Annotated in this window: 20 protein-coding genes; 9 read left to right on the forward strand and 11 right to left on the reverse strand. The window is 44.1% G+C overall.

Annotation, left to right across the window (positions count from 1 at the left end; all coding sequences use genetic code 11):
* The first annotated feature begins 33 nt into the window (after nucleotides 1-33).
* The 4 genes from prpF (at nucleotide 34) to IEV39_RS13500 (ending at nucleotide 3,122) form a co-directional block, all read left to right on the forward strand.
* The gene (gene prpF, locus IEV39_RS13485; RefSeq protein ID WP_005288679.1) at nucleotides 34-1,221 is read left to right on the forward strand and encodes a 2-methylaconitate cis-trans isomerase PrpF; all 1,188 of its coding nucleotides are present in this window, start codon (nucleotides 34-36) and stop codon (nucleotides 1,219-1,221) included.
* A 160-nt stretch (nucleotides 1,222-1,381) separates the two neighbouring features.
* A complete protein-coding gene (locus IEV39_RS13490; protein ID WP_005288676.1) occupies nucleotides 1,382-2,299 on the forward strand; it encodes a polyprenyl synthetase family protein in 918 nt (305 codons plus the stop codon).
* Nucleotides 2,300-2,525: 226 nt separating this feature from the next.
* Nucleotides 2,526-2,699, forward strand: coding sequence for a hypothetical protein (locus tag IEV39_RS18535; protein ID WP_227554520.1), 174 nt, complete (start codon nucleotides 2,526-2,528; stop codon nucleotides 2,697-2,699).
* Nucleotides 2,700-2,753: 54 nt separating this feature from the next.
* The gene (locus IEV39_RS13500) at nucleotides 2,754-3,122 is read left to right on the forward strand and encodes an MmcQ/YjbR family DNA-binding protein (RefSeq protein ID WP_005288671.1); all 369 of its coding nucleotides are present in this window, start codon (nucleotides 2,754-2,756) and stop codon (nucleotides 3,120-3,122) included.
* 46 nt (nucleotides 3,123-3,168) lie between these two features.
* Here the strand turns inward: IEV39_RS13500 and IEV39_RS13505 are convergent, their stop codons facing one another.
* From IEV39_RS13505 to IEV39_RS13520, 4 genes are all read right to left on the reverse strand, one after another.
* On the reverse strand, nucleotides 3,169-4,020 hold the full coding sequence (locus IEV39_RS13505) for an SPFH domain-containing protein (protein ID WP_005227021.1): 852 nt from the start codon (nucleotides 4,018-4,020) through the stop codon (nucleotides 3,169-3,171).
* 18 nt (nucleotides 4,021-4,038) lie between these two features.
* Entirely contained in the window at nucleotides 4,039-4,497 is a 459-nt protein-coding gene (locus tag IEV39_RS13510; protein ID WP_005288669.1) for an NfeD family protein, read from the reverse strand.
* Nucleotides 4,498-4,675: 178 nt separating this feature from the next.
* Entirely contained in the window at nucleotides 4,676-5,593 is a 918-nt protein-coding gene (locus IEV39_RS13515) for a patatin-like phospholipase family protein (RefSeq protein ID WP_005288666.1), read from the reverse strand.
* 62 nt (nucleotides 5,594-5,655) lie between these two features.
* Nucleotides 5,656-6,282, reverse strand: a complete 627-nt coding sequence (locus IEV39_RS13520; protein WP_005288663.1) for a lysophospholipid acyltransferase family protein — start codon at nucleotides 6,280-6,282, stop codon at nucleotides 5,656-5,658.
* Nucleotides 6,283-6,426: 144 nt separating this feature from the next.
* Here IEV39_RS13520 and IEV39_RS13525 point away from each other — a divergent pair, with 144 nt between their 5' ends.
* From IEV39_RS13525 to IEV39_RS13545, 5 genes are all read left to right on the forward strand, one after another.
* Entirely contained in the window at nucleotides 6,427-7,683 is a 1,257-nt protein-coding gene (locus IEV39_RS13525; RefSeq protein WP_005288660.1) for an MFS transporter, read from the forward strand.
* A 341-nt stretch (nucleotides 7,684-8,024) separates the two neighbouring features.
* Nucleotides 8,025-9,131: a porin gene (locus IEV39_RS13530; RefSeq protein WP_005288657.1), complete on the forward strand. Its 1,107-nt coding sequence runs from the start codon at nucleotides 8,025-8,027 to the stop codon at nucleotides 9,129-9,131.
* A gap of 249 nt (nucleotides 9,132-9,380) precedes the next feature.
* Nucleotides 9,381-11,018 carry a phosphoethanolamine transferase gene (locus IEV39_RS13535; RefSeq protein WP_032875004.1) on the forward strand — a complete coding sequence of 546 codons (1,638 nt, stop codon included), beginning with the start codon at nucleotides 9,381-9,383 and terminating at the stop codon, nucleotides 11,016-11,018.
* Nucleotides 11,019-11,032: 14 nt separating this feature from the next.
* The gene (locus IEV39_RS13540; RefSeq protein WP_005288649.1) at nucleotides 11,033-11,710 is read left to right on the forward strand and encodes a DNA-binding response regulator PmrA; all 678 of its coding nucleotides are present in this window, start codon (nucleotides 11,033-11,035) and stop codon (nucleotides 11,708-11,710) included.
* Nucleotides 11,711-11,714: 4 nt separating this feature from the next.
* The gene (locus IEV39_RS13545) at nucleotides 11,715-13,067 is read left to right on the forward strand and encodes an ATP-binding protein (protein ID WP_005288647.1); all 1,353 of its coding nucleotides are present in this window, start codon (nucleotides 11,715-11,717) and stop codon (nucleotides 13,065-13,067) included.
* A 17-nt stretch (nucleotides 13,068-13,084) separates the two neighbouring features.
* Here IEV39_RS13545 and IEV39_RS13550 read toward each other — a convergent pair whose 3' ends face one another.
* The 7 genes from IEV39_RS13550 to IEV39_RS13580 all read right to left on the reverse strand — a co-directional run bounded on the left by IEV39_RS13550 (nucleotide 13,085) and on the right by IEV39_RS13580 (nucleotide 19,668).
* Nucleotides 13,085-13,900 (reverse strand): BUD32 family EKC/KEOPS complex subunit, encoded by an 816-nt coding sequence (locus tag IEV39_RS13550; protein ID WP_005288644.1) that lies wholly within the window; start codon nucleotides 13,898-13,900, stop codon nucleotides 13,085-13,087.
* Nucleotides 13,901-13,961: 61 nt separating this feature from the next.
* Nucleotides 13,962-14,678 (reverse strand): phosphatase PAP2 family protein, encoded by a 717-nt coding sequence (locus IEV39_RS13555; RefSeq protein ID WP_005288641.1) that lies wholly within the window; start codon nucleotides 14,676-14,678, stop codon nucleotides 13,962-13,964.
* 225 nt (nucleotides 14,679-14,903) lie between these two features.
* A complete protein-coding gene (locus tag IEV39_RS13560; protein ID WP_171062180.1) occupies nucleotides 14,904-15,629 on the reverse strand; it encodes an amino acid ABC transporter ATP-binding protein in 726 nt (241 codons plus the stop codon).
* Between the two features lie 14 nt (nucleotides 15,630-15,643).
* On the reverse strand, nucleotides 15,644-16,327 hold the full coding sequence (locus IEV39_RS13565; RefSeq protein ID WP_005288636.1) for an ABC transporter permease subunit: 684 nt from the start codon (nucleotides 16,325-16,327) through the stop codon (nucleotides 15,644-15,646).
* 1 nt (nucleotide 16,328) lies between these two features.
* Nucleotides 16,329-17,072 (reverse strand): amino acid ABC transporter permease, encoded by a 744-nt coding sequence (locus IEV39_RS13570; RefSeq protein WP_005288634.1) that lies wholly within the window; start codon nucleotides 17,070-17,072, stop codon nucleotides 16,329-16,331.
* A 76-nt stretch (nucleotides 17,073-17,148) separates the two neighbouring features.
* A complete protein-coding gene (locus IEV39_RS13575) occupies nucleotides 17,149-18,093 on the reverse strand; it encodes a transporter substrate-binding domain-containing protein (RefSeq protein WP_005288631.1) in 945 nt (314 codons plus the stop codon).
* A gap of 387 nt (nucleotides 18,094-18,480) precedes the next feature.
* Entirely contained in the window at nucleotides 18,481-19,668 is a 1,188-nt protein-coding gene (locus IEV39_RS13580; RefSeq protein WP_005288629.1) for an ammonium transporter, read from the reverse strand.
* Nucleotides 19,669-19,752: the final 84 nt, after the last annotated feature.

Genomic DNA, 19,752 nt, shown 5'->3' on the forward strand with positions numbered 1-19,752 from the left:
TGCACCAAGAATATGATAAAAGGAAGAATGGACATGAGCTCAGTACCGCAAATCAAAGTCGCTGCAACCTATATGCGCGGTGGCACAAGTAAAGGGGTATTTTTCAAACTGGATGATTTACCCGTAGCGGCACAGGTAGCAGGCAAGGCACGTGATCAACTACTTTTACGCGTGATTGGCAGTCCGGACCCTTATGGCAAGCAGATTGACGGGATGGGCGGTGCAACCTCCAGTACCAGTAAAACCGTGATTCTGGCAAAAAGTTCAGAGCCAGACCATGATGTGGATTATCTATTTGGACAAGTCTCCATTGATCAGCCATTTGTGGACTGGAGTGGCAACTGCGGCAACCTCACCGCTGCTGTAGGTTCATTTGCGATTTCTAATGGTTTGGTCGATGCTGACCGTATTCCTGAAAATGGCATCTGTACGGTACGCATCTGGCAGAAGAATATCCAGAAAACCATTATCGCACATGTGCCTGTGAGCAATGGCGAAGTACAGGAAACTGGTGATTTTGAACTGGACGGGGTAACGTTTCCGGCAGCAGAAGTTCAGATTGAATTTTTAGATCCTGCAGATGATGGTGAAGAAGGCAGCGATATGTTCCCGACAGGAAATGTTGTGGATCAATTGACTGTTCCTGAGGTCGGTACCTTTGACGCAACATTTATTAATGCAGGCATTCCAACCATTTTTCTGAATGCCGAAGATATCGGTTATCAAGGGACGGAATTACAAGATCATATTAACGGCGATGCAGCTGCTTTAGCGCGTTTTGAAAAAATCCGTGCCTATGGCGCGGTGCACATGGGGCTGATTAAAGACATTTCAGAAGCAGCTGCACGCCAGCACACTCCTAAAATTGCATTTGTATCAAAACCAAAATCGTACACGTCTTCAAGTGGTAAAGCGGTTGCGAGCAGTGATGTCGATTTACTGGTTCGTGCCTTGTCGATGGGCAAGTTACATCATGCCATGATGGGAACTGCCGCGGTGGCAATTGGTACAGCTGCCGCCATTCCGGGTACGCTGGTGAATTTGGCAGCTGGGGGCGGTGAACGTGAAGCCGTTCGTTTTGGTCATCCTTCCGGCACCTTACGTGTGGGTGCTCAAGCCGAACTGATTGATGGCAAATGGGCTGTGAAAAAAGCCATTATGAGCCGTAGTGCGCGTGTATTGATGGAAGGCTGGGTGCGTGTACCTGGGGATGCCTTCTAGGCATTACTGAGAACGATGTGATAAAGCCTTCATTTGAAGGCTTTATTATTTGGAATCGATTAAAATTACAAATGCAATTTCTTCAGATAAATAGTGTTATGATGTCGCCATTCTGGCAAGTCTTGTCATTTTCCTTCCATTAAGATTTCCCGAGGCAATTGTGTCATCTATTTCTCAAGTTAATGCGGATGTTTTAAAACAAGCTCAACAACGTATTCAACAGGATTTATTGACAGCATTGGCTGCATTTTCGATTCCAGAACCTTTAAAAGCAGCTGTTCATCATGCCGTCATGCTTGGTGGAAAGCGTGTTCGTCCAGCACTCTGTTATGCCACAGCGTCTTTGCAACCGAATCACAATTTTGCAGCGGCCCGCCGTGCAGCAGTGGCGGTTGAACTGATCCATTGTTATTCATTGGCGCATGATGATTTACCATGTATGGACAATGATTTACTGCGCCGTGGACAGCCGACTTGTCATGTCGCCTTTGGTGAAGATACGGCACTGTTGGCAGGTGATATTTTACAGTCGATGGCCTTTGAAATCCTGGGTAGTCGTCTGTTTGATGAACAGGGCCAGGGAACTGAAGCCGCGATTGTGTTGAAGCAGGTACAGATCTTGGCGACCGCGAGTTCAAAAATGGTCTGTGGTCAGGTCCTGGATTTGCAGGCAGAAGGGGCCGGTAAGCAAGTTAATCAGGCCGAATTGGAAAATATTCACCGCAATAAAACCGGTGCCTTGATTCAGGCAGCGATTATGATGGGTGCTGTAACCATCTTTGCGGGCACGGATCAGGCGATTCCTAAATTACGTCAATTTGGGCAAACTATTGGTCTGGCATTTCAGGTCCAAGATGACATTCTGGATATTACCGCCAGCACAGAAACCTTGGGCAAAACCGCAGGTAAAGATGAGCAAACGCAGAAGTCGACCTATCCTGCCTTAATGGGGCTGGAACAGGCACAAGCGTATGCGCAAAGTTTGCATGATCAGGCCTTTGACGCTTTAGCGTATTTTGGGGATGATGCCAAAGAACTGGTCGACATTTCGAAGTTTTTGCTAGCGCGTAAAAGTTGATATTCATTTCTTAAAATATGTATTCTGATTAATTATTTAAAGTAATGAGATAGCTTTAATTATCGAAATTTAATCTAGGTTACATATATTTATGTACATGTTAAATGTTCAAATTATTCGGTTCGTAGACTCATCTTTTCCTGGATGGGTTGAGTGTCTATTAACCGATACTTCGAATCGACAATGGTTTTTTATAGATAAAGTTCCTGTTTTTACGGAAATGAATTTGCATGAAACGAGTAGCTATCCACAGCATGGGCAGATTGCGTGTGAAATAATTCACTTATGGACTGAACAAGATGGGCAGAAACGTTGCATTATAACGACTGAACAACCTTGGGGAATTTCGGCAAAGGATGGTGAAGTAGAGTTCGAAGTGTTTTATGATCAACTAAAATGAAAAAAGCAGAGTCAAATAATAAAATTCATTTTAATAATAACAGGATATATTGTAATGAATCAGAACCAACTCGAACAATGCGCGTTGCATTATGTGCAAAACCTGCCTTTTGCAATCCAGTCGCAACCTTTTGGTCCCGAATTTGAGGTATTCAAAGTCTTTGACAAAATGTTTATGTATATCGGGTTTAATGCCGGAACATTGCTTGTCACGGTGAAATGTAAACCAGAGAAAAGTCTGGAATATCAGGAACTCTATTCTGCGATTTCAGCGGGTTATCACATGAATAAGAAACACTGGATTTCGATTGCCTGTAGTCCAGAGCTTAGCCCTGATCTGGTACAGGATCTCATTCAGGATTCCTATGATCTCATCATAGCGAAGCTACCACTTAAAACCCGAAAACTGATCGGGAGTGTTTAAATAAAAAAAGCAGCGTTTATGCTGCTTTTTTTATTGGATGGATAGCTTAATGTTTGCCCATGATGCCACGGATGGCATTGAGTACATCGGCAGGCAGAACCACGGTTTTGGCATTGCCAGATTTAGATAAATCCTGCATTGCTTTCACGTATTGTTCACCGAGCAGATACGCCACAGGGATTTCTTTATCACCTACCGCACTGGTCACCATTTCAATGGCACGTTGTGAAGACTCGGCAAGCACAACCTGTGCTTCTGCATCACGACGAGACGCTTCCAGACGACCATCCGCTTCCAGAATTGCAGCCTGTTTTTCACCATCCGCTTTGGTCACAGTGGCACGACGCTGACGTTCAGCGGCTGCTTGCGCTTCCATCGCTGCCTGCATGGTATGTGATGGTTGAATATCCTGAATTTCCACGGTTTTCAGGGTAATACCCCAATCTGAAATATCATCAGAAATGGCCGCTTTTAATTTCGCCTTGATGTGATCACGCGAAGAAAGCGCATCATCCAGATCCATTTCACCCACGATCGAACGCAGTGACGTCTGCACCAAGTTTTGAATAGCCCAGGTATAGTTCTCAATCCCGTACACCGCTTTTTCTGGTGTGGTCAGATTGATATACGCTACGGCATTCATGACCAACACCGCATTGTCGCGGGTAATCACTTCTTGTGAAGGAATATCCAGAACAATATCTTTGGTGGTAATTTTATATGCCACTTCATCCACATAAGGAATCACGAAATTTAGGCCTGGACTCAACGTGGTATGGTATTTACCTAAACGTTGCACAATCCATTTATAACCTTGGGGAACAATACGTACCCCTTTAAAAATAGTTACACCGATAAAAGCTAAAAAAGCTAAAACAACAATCGTACCGACAGACATTAGAAACCCTCTTTGTGTTTATGACGTATGAGGTTGAACGACTAAATCATTACCCAAAATATCAACCACGCGAACGCGATCACCGACCTGTACCGGAGTTGTACAACGGCAATGCCATTCATCAGAACCTAAAACAGGGATCGGAAAGCGTACAATAATTTGTCCATGCTCAAGTCCGGTCTGGATCACCATACCGACTTGACCAATGGTTGCTTCGCGAGGGAGACCCGCTTTGGTTTTATCAATCGACAGCGGTTTGATAAATTTGAACCAGAGAATCGTACATAAAATAGATAAAATACCCCAAGTAATCACTTGGGTGGTAAAACCCATCATCGGGAAAAGCCACAGTAAAATACACACCATGACTGCTGCTATGCCAAACCACAATGCAGCAAAAGCAGGCAAAATCAGTTCTGAAAGAATCAGTAAAATCCCTAATACAAACCAGTGCCAAGGTTCAACTACAAATTCCATAGATTTGCTCGCATAACTAAACGGAGTAGAGGTGAAAAAATATTCACCTTAGCACTGTAGCAGATGATTATGTTTATGAATATGAAAAGATTGTTTTTTTAGGCATTGCGGCTGTTGAGGACTAAAAAACCTGTGGCTAATGCACGTTTTAGTGGTCTCAACAGCCTTTCAGGAGAGATTAGAATTTTGGTCGTGGTGCCGGTTTTAAGGCAGCGGGAGATTTCTTGAATGCGCTAATTGCATTTTGAATCGCTGTGATCTTGGCCTGAGCTGCTTTTTCACCTTCTAAAATGGCTTGATTACTCGATTTAAGATCTAGTACACCTAGATGACCCACTTTAGGTTGAATCACGATGGTGGCCTGATTCAGTTCTTCATTAATGCTTTGTTGACCCATGATATTAATGGTCTGGTCTAACAAGCCCCACATGCTGAGCGGCTTACCACCGACAGGTCGTGCAGAAATGTCCACCGCAATCACGATATCGGCACCCATATCCTTCGCGGTTTTCACCGGAATTGGACTGACCAAGCCACCATCCACATATTTGGTCTTGCCGATGACCGCAGGGACAAAGACATTCGGAATACTGCAAGAGGCACGTACCGCCTGACCGGCATTGCCTTTAATAAACTCGGCTTTTTTGCCACTGTCTAAACGGGTGGCGACTGCAGCAAAACGAATCGGGAATTGCTCAATTGGCTTATTGCCGACTTGGCTATTTACATAATTCTGGAGTTTCTGACCGAGAATAATGCCTTGGCTATTAATGGTCAGATCACGTAAATCCGATTCTTGCAGTTTCAGGGCAAGGTTTTGCATTTGATAAGGTGTTTGACCGCTGGCATAAATACTGCCGACAAAGCTACCGGCACTGGTGCCTGTCACGATTTTCGGTTTGATACCATGCGATTCTAAGACTTTAATCACACCAATATGGGCAAAGCCTTTGGCACCGCCGCCGCCTAATGCCAGTGCAACCACAGGCTCACGTGCCTGAATTGCGGTGGTGGGTGGAGTTTTCTTTGTGATCTGATCACAGCCAAATAAAGCAAGACCAAAAACAGCCAAGCAGGACAGACGAGCAATGTTCATAACAAATGCAGATAAAATGTACAAAAAGATGGGCACATCAGAGCAGATTTGCCCTTCATTTTCTAGTTTTTTTTCACAAGTTTTTGTAAGGGTTCAGCCAACCAATCCGGATTTTTCGGCGAGAAGTGACCGACATAACGTTGCATGATCTGATCAAGGTCTTGCTGGTAATGTCCGGTCGGGGTAAATGCGCCCAAACAGTAAATGGTTTTATGGTCATAATCAAAGGCAAACATCACAATCGGAATGCCGGCTGCATGGGCAATGTGATAAAAACCACTTTTCATTTTTTCGGCTTTTTTACGGGTGCCTTCAGGCGCCATACCGACCCAGATTTTGTCATGCTGTTGAATGGTGGCAACCACTTGTTCAGTCAGACCATGGGCACTATCGCGACGAACCGGAATCAGTCCGGCCCAGTTTAATAGTGGCTGGAAAGGCGGCTTGAATAAGGTGTCTTTACCCAGCACGGTCACTTTTAAGCCCAATCCGCCAATTGCCAGAAAACCATACCAGCCATCGATATTGGAGGTATGTGGAGAAATGATCGCGACAGCTTTAGGCAGGTTGGGAATTTCTCCGACCACAGTCCAGCCTTGGGCAAGAAAGAGCTTTTTACACAATGCACGGCTATAAGCTGTGCCACGTTGTGGAACCAGGGGCGGTAAATCTGGAAAATGTTGTGGCATACATGAATATAAATAATGACAACTTTATTCATGTTAAACGCTGATGACAGCGACTGCATTGGCAAAAAATAAGATTTTATTGCCAGAAGAATAAAAGGATTGGATACTGATGCTCCCTTATTACTCCAGCGCTGGAAACTGAAAATGCCGAATCTTCGTCAGGTTTACATTTTATTGTTTTCTTTGTATTGGGCGCAGGGTTTGTCTGTAGGCTTTATGACCCATGCCTTGCCCGTGATTCTGAGGGCGCAAGGTGTATCGCTTGCCCATATTGGTGGCTTTGGCTTATTGATGCTGCCATGGTCGATCAAAGTGTTTTGGGCGGCTTATGTTGATCGTCTGGCCTTATCATCCCGATTAGGGCATTACCGTAGCTGGATTATTCCCACACAATTATCCAGTGTACTGATCCTGATGATCTTGTCCTTTTTCCCGATTCAGGCACTGGATCAACCCGGCTATCTGCTGGTTTTCTTTGTCTTGCTGTTTTTAATGAATTTAACCGGTGCCACGCAGGACATTGCAACCGATGGTCTGGCAGTCAACTTACTCAAAACAGATCAACAGCACTGGGGCAATACCTTTCAGGTGATTGGGTCACGCCTTGGGTTTATCGTGGGGGGCGGGGCAGTGCTCTGGTGTCTGGACTGGTTACACTGGCAAACCACCTTTTTGGCGTTGGCCTTGTTGGTATTTCTCAATACTTTACCCGTATTGTTATATTGTGAACCTACGCATGAAAACTCAACGACAAGAACGCAGACATCTTCTGTGCCCTTGTTGCAGGCAATTAAGGCCTATTTAAACTATTTTCAATCGTCAGCAGAATTAAAAGCCTGGTTACTGGTCCTGATCAGTTTCAAAGTAGCTGACGGGCTTTCAGGGCCTTTATTAAAGCCACTGATGGTGGATATGGGATTGAACTTCACCCAGATCGGGGTTTATATCACCATGTTCGGTGCGGTCGCTGCGCTGCTTGGGGCGGGGATGGCCGGACTGCTGCTCAAGCATTATTCCAGAATAGCCTGTTTGATGCTTTTCTCTATTCTAAAAATTATTAGCTTGCTGGCTTATGCAATGATTGCTCACGGCTATGAAAGCCATGTCCAGATTGCACATGTCTGGTTATATACCGTCAATGCCTTTGAAGATGCTTGTTCTGCCATGCTGTTGGTGGTGATGCTGACACTGGTCATGCAATATAGTCGTAAACAATGTGCCGGAACGGACTTTACTTTTCAGGTCTCGATCATGGCGACTGTCAGTGGCTTGCTGTATTTAATCAGTGGATTTGCTGGAGATGTATGGGGCTACTCTGGTTATTTGAGTTTTATCTGTGTGGTTGCGATGGTTTGTTTATGGCCGATTTTTTATTGGAAAAATAAAGTAAGCTCAGTTTAGATTTTTATTACAAATATATTGCTAAACATAATAGAAATGAAACAAAACATGAGCCTGTTTAAGTTTGCTTTATCTTGATATTTCCTGTTTTTAGTCTGAAATGAAGGATTTTCTGAATTGAGATTGTTTTCACAATGTCCTGCCAATTTGCATTATTAATTATTTGATAGAGCAATTAATTTATTAAATTATAAAGGTATAGAGTGAAATCTTAATAGACAGCTAAAATGTATAAAAATTAAACTTTAGTCGAAATTAGAATAAATAAATAAGATTTTAATTATTTTGTCATATAAAGTTAATGTGTAGGATTTGTTACAAATTAAACCAGGATGTAAACAATGAAAATCAAAATTGTAACAGCAGCAGTGCTCAGTTTACTTGCAACCACAACATTTGCAGTACCAACCTTTTACGGGGAGATTGATGCCAGTGTTGATTATTTACCAGAAAAAAATGCAACAAAATCAAATAAAGATGTTTGGGAAATCAGCTCAAACAGCTCATTCCTCGGTCTTAAGGGAGAGGAAAAGCTGACGGACCGTTTAAGTGCCGTGTATGCAATTGAATGGGGTTTTAGTGCTGATGGTGATAGCAGTGACTGGACACAGCGTAACCGTTTTGTAGGTTTAAAAGATGCCCAGTTGGGTACCTTAAAAATTGGTAAGCATGATACGCCTGTAAAACAGTTATCTAGTGTGGTTGATACCTTTAATAACTATGTAGCGAACAAAGCCGATATCGGTGGTATTTTCACAGGTGAAAACCGTATTGATAATGTACTGGTTTATGAATCCCCAGCTGTTCAATTACTGGATGGTGCATTTAAGGTGAATGCCTTACTTGCAACAGGTGAGTCTTCTGGGATCAAGGCGACTAGCGGTGGTGCAAAAGTTGCAGGCCGTGGTTTGGGTGATGCATGGTCAGCATCGGTGACCTATGATAATCCATTGCTGGTGGCAGGTATTGGTTACGATAAAGCCATTCCAAGTAACTTCTTAGGGCGTGGCTTCTTGAATGCGGCTGAACCTGCAATTACAGGGGGGAGCCTCTTCGCTGCAGCCAATACGGTTCGTGCCATTGGTAAAGTGACGCCACTTGAAGGTTTGGCATTAAAAGCCCTCTATCAAAGCTCTGAAGTAGAAAAAGCTGAAGGAAATGCAGCAGGTTCAGAAAATATTGACGATGCACAAGGCTGGTTAGTGGGCGCGGAATATAATCTTCCACAAGCCAAAAACTGGACAGTCAAAGGCCAATATAGTCAGAATGACACCAGTTTTAAAAATAATACTGCCGACTTTAAAGCGAAGCAGGTGATTGCTGGTGCAGACTATGCTTTTAACAAACAGGTCAAAACCTATGGTTATGTAGGTTATTTAACCCTTGAGCAGGCCAGCAAAAAAGATAAGCAACCGGTTGCAGGTCTAGGACTGGAATTTAAATTCTAAACTTGGCTTTTTGCAAGTACGCCCTTTAAGTTCGCTTAAAGGGCGTTTTTTATTAATTCATAAAATCATAGTAAATTAAGACCAATCGCATTAAACTGTTTTTAGAAAACAGGATGTTATTTAAACTTTTATTAAAATTATGACTGCACCGAATACTTTTAGTTTGCTTCTGATGCAGTTTAAGTCATTTTTAAGTTTTTATTCTTATCTTTAAAACACTAAGAAATTTATTTTTAGATCATGATGCCTATGTTGCTGCAAAGACTCAGAACCAAGCCAATTTCATTATTGACCTTTAATGTACTACTTGCCATCTGGTTAGGTGTGTTCCTGAACGTCGCTTTTTATGAAAAAATGTTGGCTTTAACACCCTATACAGGTATAAAGGCTGGACTTTTTGTCGCTGCTTCTGTGGGCGTGGTCACGGCCTTATATGCTTTTATTTTTCAGCTATTGAGCTGGAAATGGACCGCAAAACTGCTGGCGATTGCTCTGGTCTTTATTGGCGGTTTTGCTGCCTATGCAGTCAATACCCTAGGGGTGTGGATTACCTCTGATCAGATTCAAAACCTGATGCAAACCAACTTTTCCGAAGCACGAGACACCTGGTCCTGGCGCTTGTTGATCTGGATGGCCGGGATGGTACTGCTGCCGATTCTGGTGATTTTGATGACCAAAATCAAATCTGAATCCATTCCTCGGCAGCTGTTTAAAAAATTGATTGCTTCTGTCGTTTCCTTGACTTTGGTCGGTGGATTGTTATTTGTTTTCTATGTCGATTTTGCAGCTATTTTTCGTGAGAACCGCGATATCAAAGGCATGATCTCGCCTCAAAATATGATCACCTCTTCGGTGTCGTATTATAAAAAGAAAGCGCCTAAACAGAATTTACCGTTGGTACATTATGGTGAAGATGCACAGCGAACTCAGGCTGCAAAGGGTCTGCCTAAACTGATGGTGTTGGTGGTCGGTGAAACTGCCCGTGCAGAAAATTTCTCTTTAAATGGTTATGCCAAAGAGACCAATCCGAAATTAGCCAAGCAAAATATTATCAATTTCTCGCAAGTCAGTTCATGCGGTACGGCAACTGCTGTGTCGGTACCGTGTATGTTTTCAGGTATGCCGAGAGAAGATTATGATGAGCAGTTAGCAAGCCATCGTGAAGGCCTATTGGATATTGCCAAACGCGCAGGGTATCAGGTGACCTGGATTGACAATAATTCAGGCTGTAAGGGCACATGTGACCGGGTAGAACAGTTTAAAATTTCTGAGCCGATCCAGCAGAAATGGTGTAAGGATGGCGAATGTCTGGATGATATCCTGATTGATAGCTTAAAAGCCTATTTAGCGACGATCCCGAAAGACGATACCCAACCACGTTTAATCGTATTGCATCAAATGGGTAGTCATGGACCTGCCTATTATGAACGTATTCCGCCAGCATTCCGGGTATTCAAGCCAACATGTGATACCAATGCCATTCAAGGCTGTACGCAGGAAGCACTGATTAACAGTTATGATAATACCTTGCTTTATACCGATTATGTGCTGGATTCATTGATCGAAACCTTGAAAAATACGACCCAATATCAAACGGGTTTGTGGTATCTATCTGATCATGGTGAATCGACCGGTGAGAGTGGCATGTATCTGCATGGCGCGCCTTATGCCATTGCTCCGACTCAGCAGACCCATGTACCGATGTTGATGTGGTTCTCAAGCGCATGGCAACAACAGGCCAACAAACAGATGACATGTCTGGCCCAACAAAGTAAAAATAAACTGAGCCAAGATAATCTGTTCCCGACCTTGTTAAGTTTGCTTGATGTAAAAACCAAAGTAATAAATGCTAAAGATGACATGTTAGAAACATGTGCTAACCCATAAGGTGAAATGAAATCATGACCAAGATCTTGATGATAGAAGATGATTTTATGATTGCAGAGTCAACATTGACTTTACTGCGATATCATCAGTTTGACGTGGAATGGGTCAATAACGGAGTCGATGGACTGGCTTTGCTCACCAAGCAATCTTTTGATCTGGTGCTTCTGGATTTGGGGCTGCCACTCATGGACGGCATGCAGATCCTGAAACAGATTCGTCAACGCAGTGTCTTACCGGTCCTGATCATTTCCGCCAGAGACCAGTTGCAAAACCGGGTGGATGGTTTGAATCAGGGCGCAGATGACTATCTGATTAAACCGTATGAGTTTGATGAGCTGTTGGCACGGATCAATGCCTTGTTACGCCGTGGCAATGTTGAAACGGCACAACTGAAAAACCAGTCACAGTTGCTCAAAAGTGGCGAACTGACGCTGGATGTCGATCAGCATCTGGCTACTTTTAAAGGCCAGCAGATCGAATTGTCTAACCGGGAATGGGCGATTCTGATTCCGATGGTGACGCATCCGAATAAAATTTTCTCTAAAGCCAACCTCGAAGATAAGTTGTATGATTTCGACAGTGAAGTCACCAGTAATACCATTGAAGTGTATGTACATCACTTGCGGGCCAAACTGGGTAAAGACTTTATTCGGACCATTCGTGGTTTAGGTTATCGTTTGGGGCAGTCATAATACGATGCGCAACACCCGACATTATTCGCTGAAGAAAAGACTGATCTGGGGAACCTCGATTTTTAGCGTGGTGTTGGGTTGTTTTCTGATTTTGGCCGCTTATAAAATTTCCTTACATGAGGTCGATGAAATTTTAGATACGCAAATGCAATATATGGCTGAGCGCTCGACCTCCCAGCCTTTGACCACAGTTGCTAGCCGTGTTGAATTGCACCGGACCTATCATGAAGAAGATTTACTGATTGATATCTGGGCCTATAAAGACCAGAGCCATTTATGGCACCAGACCCATCTCTTGGTTCCGCCAGTCAAACAGGCTGGGTTTTACACCCAGAACACGCCGCAAGGGAAGTGGCGTGTTTATGTGATTCCCTTAAAAGATTATCAGATTCAGATCAGTCAGCAGGAGCAGGTGCGAAAAGCGTTCGCTTGGGAACTGGCGGGCAGCATGTTTATTCCTTATATCCTGTTGCTGCCTGTAGCGATTATTGTACTGGCCTTTATTATCAGTCTTAGTCTTAAACCGCTGGATGAATTTAAGGAAGAACTGACCCAGCGTGATTCCGATGGCTTATCACCGATTGACGTGAAAGATTATCCGCAGGAATTATTACCGACCATTGAAGAAATGAACCGGTTGTTTGAACGGATTCAGCATGCACAGACCGAACAGAAACAGTTTATTGCCGATGCTGCACATGAGCTGAGGACACCAGTGACGGCATTGAATTTGCAAACCCGTATCTTGATTAGCCAGTTTCCTGAACATGAATCTTTGCAGAATCTGAGTAAGGGACTCGCCCGTATCCAGCATCTGGTGACGCAGCTTCTGGCCTTGGCTAAACAGGATGTCGCACTCAGCCTGATTGAACCGAATACCAGTTTCCGTCTTAATGATGTGGCGTTAAATTGTGTGGAGCAACTGGTCAATCTGGCCATGCAGAAAGAAATTGATCTCGGCTTTGAGCGTAATGATTTAATTGAAATGCAAAGCCTTGAATCAACGGTGCATTCGATTATTTTTAACCTGATTGACAATGCGATTAAGTACACACCAGTGCAGGGGATTATCAATATTTCGGTCTATAGCGATACCGATGATTTTGCCTATATTCAGATCGAAGACAGTGGTGCAGGGATTGATCCTGAACAATATGACAAGGTGTTGAAGCGTTTCTACCGGGTGCATCACCATTTAGAGGTCGGCAGCGGACTGGGCTTATCAATTGTGGATAAAGCGACCCAGCGTTTGGGTGGTGTGTTGAGTTTATCGAGAAGTATTGAACTGGGTGGATTATCGGTATTGGTTAAATTACCGAAAAAACTTGCCCATCATGAAGACAAGGCAAGTCACTAAATCGTTGAGGAAATGACTCAACTGATCTGGGGTGCGGTTTCGGCTTGTTCGCGTAAATAACGTAGGAACAGCACACATTTCTGGATACGCTTGCCGTCATTGCCGACTTTACTGACATTAAAGCGTAGCACCCAGTTTAAACGTTTGCCGACTTTGCAAATATCTTTATAGACTTGTGGTTCGGCCAGGAGGGCTTGGTAAAGTTGCTGGCTAGCCTGTTCAAGCTGTTCAAACTCAAAATGATAAGCGGTGGAAAAAATAAATAATAACCAGTCACGTACAAAGCAGTCATGCAGGCTGAGTACATCTTTCGGATCGGTTTCAAAGTCAATAAAGGTAAACTGGTTTTGTTGATCAACCAGAATATTGCGCGCGAAAGCTTCGCTTAAATAACCTTGCTGCTGATGAATATAACTAATGGCTTGAATGGCCTGGTCAAATAAGGCATATCTCGCTTCAGGATGATCTTTGAGGCTGCCCAGCTTTTGATCGAGCTGACTCACAGGACTTTGACGTTGTGAGCCGACATCCTCCAATAAAATTCCCTTTTTGGATACTGCCAATACATTCGGCGTCGAGATCCCTAGCGCTTTGAGTTGTTGAATGCGCTTGAACTCGCATTGAATGGCCTTCGCTCCGCCCTGATTCGGGACCGGGGTAATTGCACCTAGATTAAAGATCTTGGCCAACCATTTCAGCGGCGTATAAAGCCATAGTCCATGGCGTTCAGAAGCCTTTTTTAACCATACTTTGCGTAAGCCTAATTCATAAGATTGAATAGAGTCTTGTTGGGAAGCAAGCGTAGATTCTAAAAATATTTGAAAATCGGACATACGACAGCAAAAAAATCCTAATGTGAGCAAAATTCAGTGCCCGCTCAATGGACACTGCTTGTCACTTTACCACATCAGATGCCAATAAAGGTACTGCATCGCGTTTTGCTGCGCGTTGATGATACTTATAAGTAAATGTATAACATACTAAATTAATTACAACACAGACCCACGCTGTCCACAGGTTATGACTGAGGAAGTGGGCACCACGCATCATCTGTGCCCAGCCCATGGCGAATCCAATCAGCATTCCAGCAAATAGATAGAACCAGGCTCTACGTTTGTGATCGAGGCGATAGACAAAATAACCGGTGATCAAGGCAAAGCCTGTACTGGCATGACCGCCGGGAAAGCAATGTCCGGTAGTTGCAGAGAAATCCCAGACAAAACCTGTTACGGTTTCATGGGTCATATACCACGGGCAGGCCTGGGCAGAGTGCGCTTTCAGCAAACCTACGATGCAGGTACACAACATACTGACCCAAAACATATAGCCATATTGCCAGCGTTGAGCTTTCAGTTTTTCAACTTTAAATGAAGCACACCACAGCAAAAAGAAGATCACGTAGATGGCAGTTAAAAGCTGTTTAACGTAACTATGGTTAAGTTGTTCCAGAAACCAGTCATGCTTATAAGGAAAATCACCATGTAAGCTGACCCAAGGCGCAATCAGATGTAAGTCAATTGCTCCGCCTACAGGAAACACTAACAGTAAAATAAAAAAACTGATAAAAACTAAAAAGCTCGTCCATAAGAAAAAAGGCGTTCTTAAAATCATGGAACATACTGTTAATGTGAGATAAACATCTCACTATTTAATTCCTAAAAGCTTAATCTGCTCTTAAATTTATATAAAAAAATGTTGGCTGAACGCTTGCTTGGAAAAGCTTAAAGATTTTATAAATCTGGAGGGCAAGTTTGAGCATTTTGTAAAATAACGCTCGAGCTTTATTCGATAAAAAGCAGCCATTTAGGCTGCTTTATTTGTTGCATATCGTTTAGGTTAATGCAAAATTTTATCGAGAAACTGCTGCGCGCGTTCACCACGTGGCGTACCAAAGAATTCATCTTTGGAGCAGTCTTCAACAATTTTACCCTGATCCATAAAGATAATCCGGTTAGCCACCTGACGGGCAAAGCCCATTTCATGGGTCACACACATCATGGTCATGCCTTCTTTGGCCAGTCCGACCATGACATCCAGTACTTCATTGATCATTTCCGGATCAAGTGCCGAAGTCGGTTCATCAAATAGCATGGCAATCGGGTCCATACTCAGCGCACGTGCAATTGCCACCCGTTGCTGTTGCCCACCTGAGAGCTGGGCCGGATATTTATTGGCATGGGCACTGAGTCCAACACGGTCCAGATAAGCCAGTCCTTTTTTATTGGCTTCTGCTTCTGAACGTCCCAAGACCTTGATCTGGGCTATGGTCAGGTTTTCAGTAATGCTCAGATGTGGAAACAGTTCAAAATGCTGAAACACCATACCGACCCGGCTACGCAGTTTGGTCATATCGGTTTTGGGTTCGTGCACGGGTACGCCATCGACAAAGATTTTACCCTGTTGAAAGGGTTCCAGCCCATTGACAGTTTTGATCAAGGTGGACTTGCCTGAACCTGAAGGACCGCAGACCACCACCACTTCACCTTGACGGATCTGGGTGCTGCAATCGGTCAGTACCTGAAACTGGTCGTACCATTTACTGACATTTTGGAGGTCTATCATTACTTTATTGTCGCTCATACCCGTAACCTCCTTTGTAAACGTTTAACTGCGAATGTGGCAATGGCGCTGATGGTAAAGTACACAAGTCCTGCAAATAGAATATATTGGGTAAGCAAGGACATTAAATCTCCACGAACATAGGTTGTTCTGAAAAAGTCGAGCAGACCAATGGCATACACCATGGTGGAATCCTGAAACAGGATAATGGTTTGCTGAAGTAATAACGGCATCATTTTTCTAAAAGCCTGTGGCAGGATAATCAGGCGCATCGATTGCCCATAACTCATGCCCAGCGCGGATGCCGCCGCAGCCTGTCCTTTCGGAATAGACTGGATACCGGCACGGACAATTTCAGAAAAGTAAGCGGCTTCAAACAGCATAAATGCCACGATACTGGAAACCAGTGCGGTATCAATGGTCAGATACTGGCCTGTTGCTGCGGTATAGATAAAGGGAACGGCAAAATAAAACCACATCAGCACCAGCAGCAGGGGGATGGAACGGAACAGGTTGACATAAGCCTGTGCAACCACATTCAGAATCCTGATGGATGACAGACGCATTAATGCCAGCAATGTACCAATGGCAATACCACCAATGGTGGCGATGACCACGACTTTTAAGGTAATGCTGAAACCATGCCAGAGAGCTGGTCCGGACTGCTGTAAATCACTGAGAAAAGAAGTTAACCATTCCATGCTACTTACCTCCTGATATTAAACCAGGAATGCGTAAACGCTTTTCCAGCAGGTTCATGGCAAAGATAAGACAGATATTGATGACAATAAAAATCACGGTAACATAGGTGTAGATTTCGATGGTGTTCTGGGTGTATTCACTGATGGTTTTCATCTGCGAAATAATTTCTGCCACACCCACCAAAGACGCAACCGAGGTGTTTTTCACGCAGTTGGTCAGCTCGGAACTCAACGGCGGTAAAATGGTACGAAAAGATTGCGGCAGAATGACATAGCGGTACAGTTGCAGAGTCGAAAATCCCATGGCATAACCGGCATTAATTTGCCCTTTGGGCAGGGCTTCAATACCAGTGCGCACCTGCTCACAGACACGTGCTGCGGTAAACAGTCCAAGTCCGATACTGGCCGAAATCAGGGCTGTGGTATTGGCACCCAGATCATTCATCCACCAGTTTTTAATCGGTGCAGGCAGAAAGTTGGGAACCACATAAAACCAGATAAATAACTGAACCAGTAAAGGGATATTCCTGAACACGGTGACATAGGCCGTACCGATGGCCCTGGCGGTTTTATTTGGAAGTGTGCGCATAATTCCGAGGATACTGCCTAGCAGCATGGCGATGGTCCATGCGACAACAGCAATCACGATCAGCCATCCCAGGCCGGTGATAATCCAGTTCAGGTAGGTGGTGTCTCCAATACCTGTCGATTGCCACAATACTCCCCAGTTCCAGCTATAATTCATAATAACTCCTGAGAAGAAACGGGAGAACATCCTGTGTTTCCCGGTTCTGCAATAATAGTCTTGTTATCGCGGGGAATTACTTATCCCGGTCATGTGGATTGGCAATCAAGGCTTTGAGCTGATCAGACATCGCAAAGTCCAAGTTAATATTTTTTGGTGGAATTGGTTGCTGGAACCATTTTTTATACATGTTATTGATTTCACCAGAAGCATAAGTGGCTTTAATGGCATCATCAACCACCTGTTTAAAGCCTGTATCACCTTTACGCAGCATACAGCCATAGATTTCATGAATTGGCGCAGTGCCGACGATTTCCCATTGATTCGGGTCTTTGGCTTTGGATTTTTCACCCGCAAGTAAAATATCATCCATCATAAATGCGACAGCACGACCATTTTGCAGCATCAGGAATGATTCGGCATGGTCTTTGGCAGAAATGATTTCGCCAATGCCAAGTTCTTGCTGGTGCTGGCGGATATAACGTTCAGAGGTCGTGCCTGCTGTGGTGACCAGTTTCTTGCCTTTTAAATCTGAAAAGTCCTTAATGCCGGAGTTCTTGGCCGTGAGTAGTCTTGAACCCACCTCAAAGAAACCGACCGAGAAATCCACCTGTTGCTGACGCTCTTTATTGTTGGTGGTTGAACCACACTCCAGATCAACCGTCCCATTAGAGACCAATGGAATACGGTTCTGGCTGGTCACCAGGTTATAGCGGATTTTCAGTTCTGGCATATTCAGCTTTTGCTTGATGGCTTCAACTACCTTGAGTTGCAGGTCATGGGCATAACCGACCGGCTGATTCGGATTGGAAGCAATGTAGGAAAAGGGAATCGATGAGTCACGATAGCCGAGTACAATCGTACCAGAGCTTTTAATTTTATTGAGTGTGCCCGAAGAAGAAGCACTACCATCCGCCGCTTTGTCACCGGCAGCAGGGGCCTTATTGTCGCTACAGGCACTGAGTCCCAACATCAGGGCGCTTGCACAAAGCAGCGAGGTCATGGTGCGTTTAGATGTCATCTACAAAACTCCTTTTGTATCATTCTGATGCATTCGTAATTGTTGCGGTTTAACCGTTGATTGTTATGAAAAATAATGTTTTCTTTCTAAACATAAAAAATACATTATTTTTCATCTTAATCAACTTGCATACGATTGCTCAAGCGATATTGTTTACCGTTTTGTTAATGGTAACTGTTGATGAATTAAGCAGTTTTTAAATGAATGAATTCTGATAAAAATGCAGGATATATAAAGCATAATTTATGCCATTCATGCCGTATGGATAAATGGCTTTATTCAGGCATTGCTGTTCTGTACGTCTATGCGCAACGAAGTAAAGAGACCGTATTTTTAAGAAGAGATAAAAAAAGCGGCCTGATCAGCCGCGTTTAAATAAGATAAACATTAGAACATCGATTCTTCAGAATTAGCTGAAATTTTATGGATGGACAGGTCGGCACCACGATACTCGTCTTCCTGGGAAAGACGCAGTCCAAGCGTGGCTTTTAACAGACCATAAACCAGGAAGCCGCCAGCCAGTGCAACGATAATGCCCAGACTGGTACCAATGATTTGTGAAATAAGGGAAACACCGCCAAGCCCGCCGAGTGCTTGTTGTCCAAAAATTCCCGCGGCAATCCCACCAAAGGCACCACATACGCCGTGTAGAGGCCAGACCCCCAGTACATCATCGACTTTCAGTTTGTTTTGGGTATAGGTAAACAGGTAAACAAACAGTGCACCAGCGATGCCACCAATCAATAACGCACCAATAGGGTGCACAATATCTGAGCCTGCACAAATCGCGACCAGACCCGCCAGCGGACCATTGTGTAAGAACCCCGGGTCATTTTTACCCATAAAATTTGCGGCTAGGGTGCCACCAACCATCGCCATCAATGAATTAATCGCCACCAGACCTGAAATGGCTTCAACCCGTTGAGCGCTCATCACGTTAAAGCCAAACCAGCCGACGATCAGGATCCATGAACCTAAGGCGAGGAATGGAATTGAAGAAGGTGGGTGTGCGCTGACACGTCCATCATTTTTATAGCGACCATGACGTGCACCGAGTAAAATCACGGCAGCCAAAGCGATCCAGCCACCCATAGCATGCACCACAACTGAACCGGCAAAGTCATGGAAACTTGCACCAAATGAGTTCTCGAGCCACTTTTGCAAGCCATAGTTGCCATTCCAGATCATGCCTTCAAAGAAGGGATAGATCAGCGCCACCAGAAGCAGGGTCGCAATCGCTTGCGAGCGCATCTTGGCACGTTCGGCAATCCCGCCCGAAATAATCGCCGGAATGGCTGCTGCAAAGGTCAGCAGGAAGAAACAGCGCATCAGGTTATAACCATGGTCTGAGGCTAAGGTGCTCCCTGCATGGAAGAAATTCTGACCATAGGCAATCCAGTAGCCGACAAAGAAGTAGGCAATCGCTGAAATGGCGAAGTCGGTCAGGATTTTACTTAAGGCATTCACTTGGTTTTTATGCCGTACTGTGCCGAGTTCCAGAAATGCAAAGCCAGCATGCATTGCCAATACCAGTACTGCACCGAGCAGTAAGAAAAATAGATCTACGTTTTGCATAGTGGTGCTCAAAAAAAGTGCTAAATTCGATTCTGGCGCATAGCTTTGATTCATTTTTTGCACCAAAAAGGATTTAGTAAATCT

It is taken from the genome of Acinetobacter courvalinii, from assembly GCF_014635545.1.
Lineage (GTDB): Bacteria > Pseudomonadota > Gammaproteobacteria > Pseudomonadales > Moraxellaceae > Acinetobacter > Acinetobacter courvalinii.

Bases quoted from the DNA above. Each gene is read 5' to 3' on its own strand.
- prpF (WP_005288679.1), top strand. From the start codon at position 34: ATGAGCTCAGTACCGCAAATCAAAGTCGCTGCAACCTATATGCGCGGT.
- IEV39_RS13500 (WP_005288671.1), top strand. From the start codon at position 2,754: ATGAATCAGAACCAACTCGAACAATGCGCGTTGCATTATGTGCAAAAC.
- IEV39_RS13505 (WP_005227021.1), bottom strand. From the start codon at position 4,020: ATGTCTGTCGGTACGATTGTTGTTTTAGCTTTTTTAGCTTTTATCGGT.
- IEV39_RS13510 (WP_005288669.1), bottom strand. From the start codon at position 4,497: ATGGAATTTGTAGTTGAACCTTGGCACTGGTTTGTATTAGGGATTTTA.
- IEV39_RS13515 (WP_005288666.1), bottom strand. From the start codon at position 5,593: ATGAACATTGCTCGTCTGTCCTGCTTGGCTGTTTTTGGTCTTGCTTTA.
- IEV39_RS13520 (WP_005288663.1), bottom strand. From the start codon at position 6,282: ATGCCACAACATTTTCCAGATTTACCGCCCCTGGTTCCACAACGTGGC.
- IEV39_RS13525 (WP_005288660.1), top strand. From the start codon at position 6,427: ATGCCGAATCTTCGTCAGGTTTACATTTTATTGTTTTCTTTGTATTGG.
- IEV39_RS13530 (WP_005288657.1), top strand. From the start codon at position 8,025: ATGAAAATCAAAATTGTAACAGCAGCAGTGCTCAGTTTACTTGCAACC.
- IEV39_RS13535 (WP_032875004.1), top strand. From the start codon at position 9,381: ATGTTGCTGCAAAGACTCAGAACCAAGCCAATTTCATTATTGACCTTT.
- IEV39_RS13540 (WP_005288649.1), top strand. From the start codon at position 11,033: ATGACCAAGATCTTGATGATAGAAGATGATTTTATGATTGCAGAGTCA.
- IEV39_RS13545 (WP_005288647.1), top strand. From the start codon at position 11,715: ATGCGCAACACCCGACATTATTCGCTGAAGAAAAGACTGATCTGGGGA.
- IEV39_RS13550 (WP_005288644.1), bottom strand. From the start codon at position 13,900: ATGTCCGATTTTCAAATATTTTTAGAATCTACGCTTGCTTCCCAACAA.
- IEV39_RS13555 (WP_005288641.1), bottom strand. From the start codon at position 14,678: ATGATTTTAAGAACGCCTTTTTTCTTATGGACGAGCTTTTTAGTTTTT.
- IEV39_RS13560 (WP_171062180.1), bottom strand. From the start codon at position 15,629: ATGATAGACCTCCAAAATGTCAGTAAATGGTACGACCAGTTTCAGGTA.
- IEV39_RS13565 (WP_005288636.1), bottom strand. From the start codon at position 16,327: ATGGAATGGTTAACTTCTTTTCTCAGTGATTTACAGCAGTCCGGACCA.
- IEV39_RS13570 (WP_005288634.1), bottom strand. From the start codon at position 17,072: ATGAATTATAGCTGGAACTGGGGAGTATTGTGGCAATCGACAGGTATT.
- IEV39_RS13575 (WP_005288631.1), bottom strand. From the start codon at position 18,093: ATGACATCTAAACGCACCATGACCTCGCTGCTTTGTGCAAGCGCCCTG.
- IEV39_RS13580 (WP_005288629.1), bottom strand. From the start codon at position 19,668: ATGCAAAACGTAGATCTATTTTTCTTACTGCTCGGTGCAGTACTGGTA.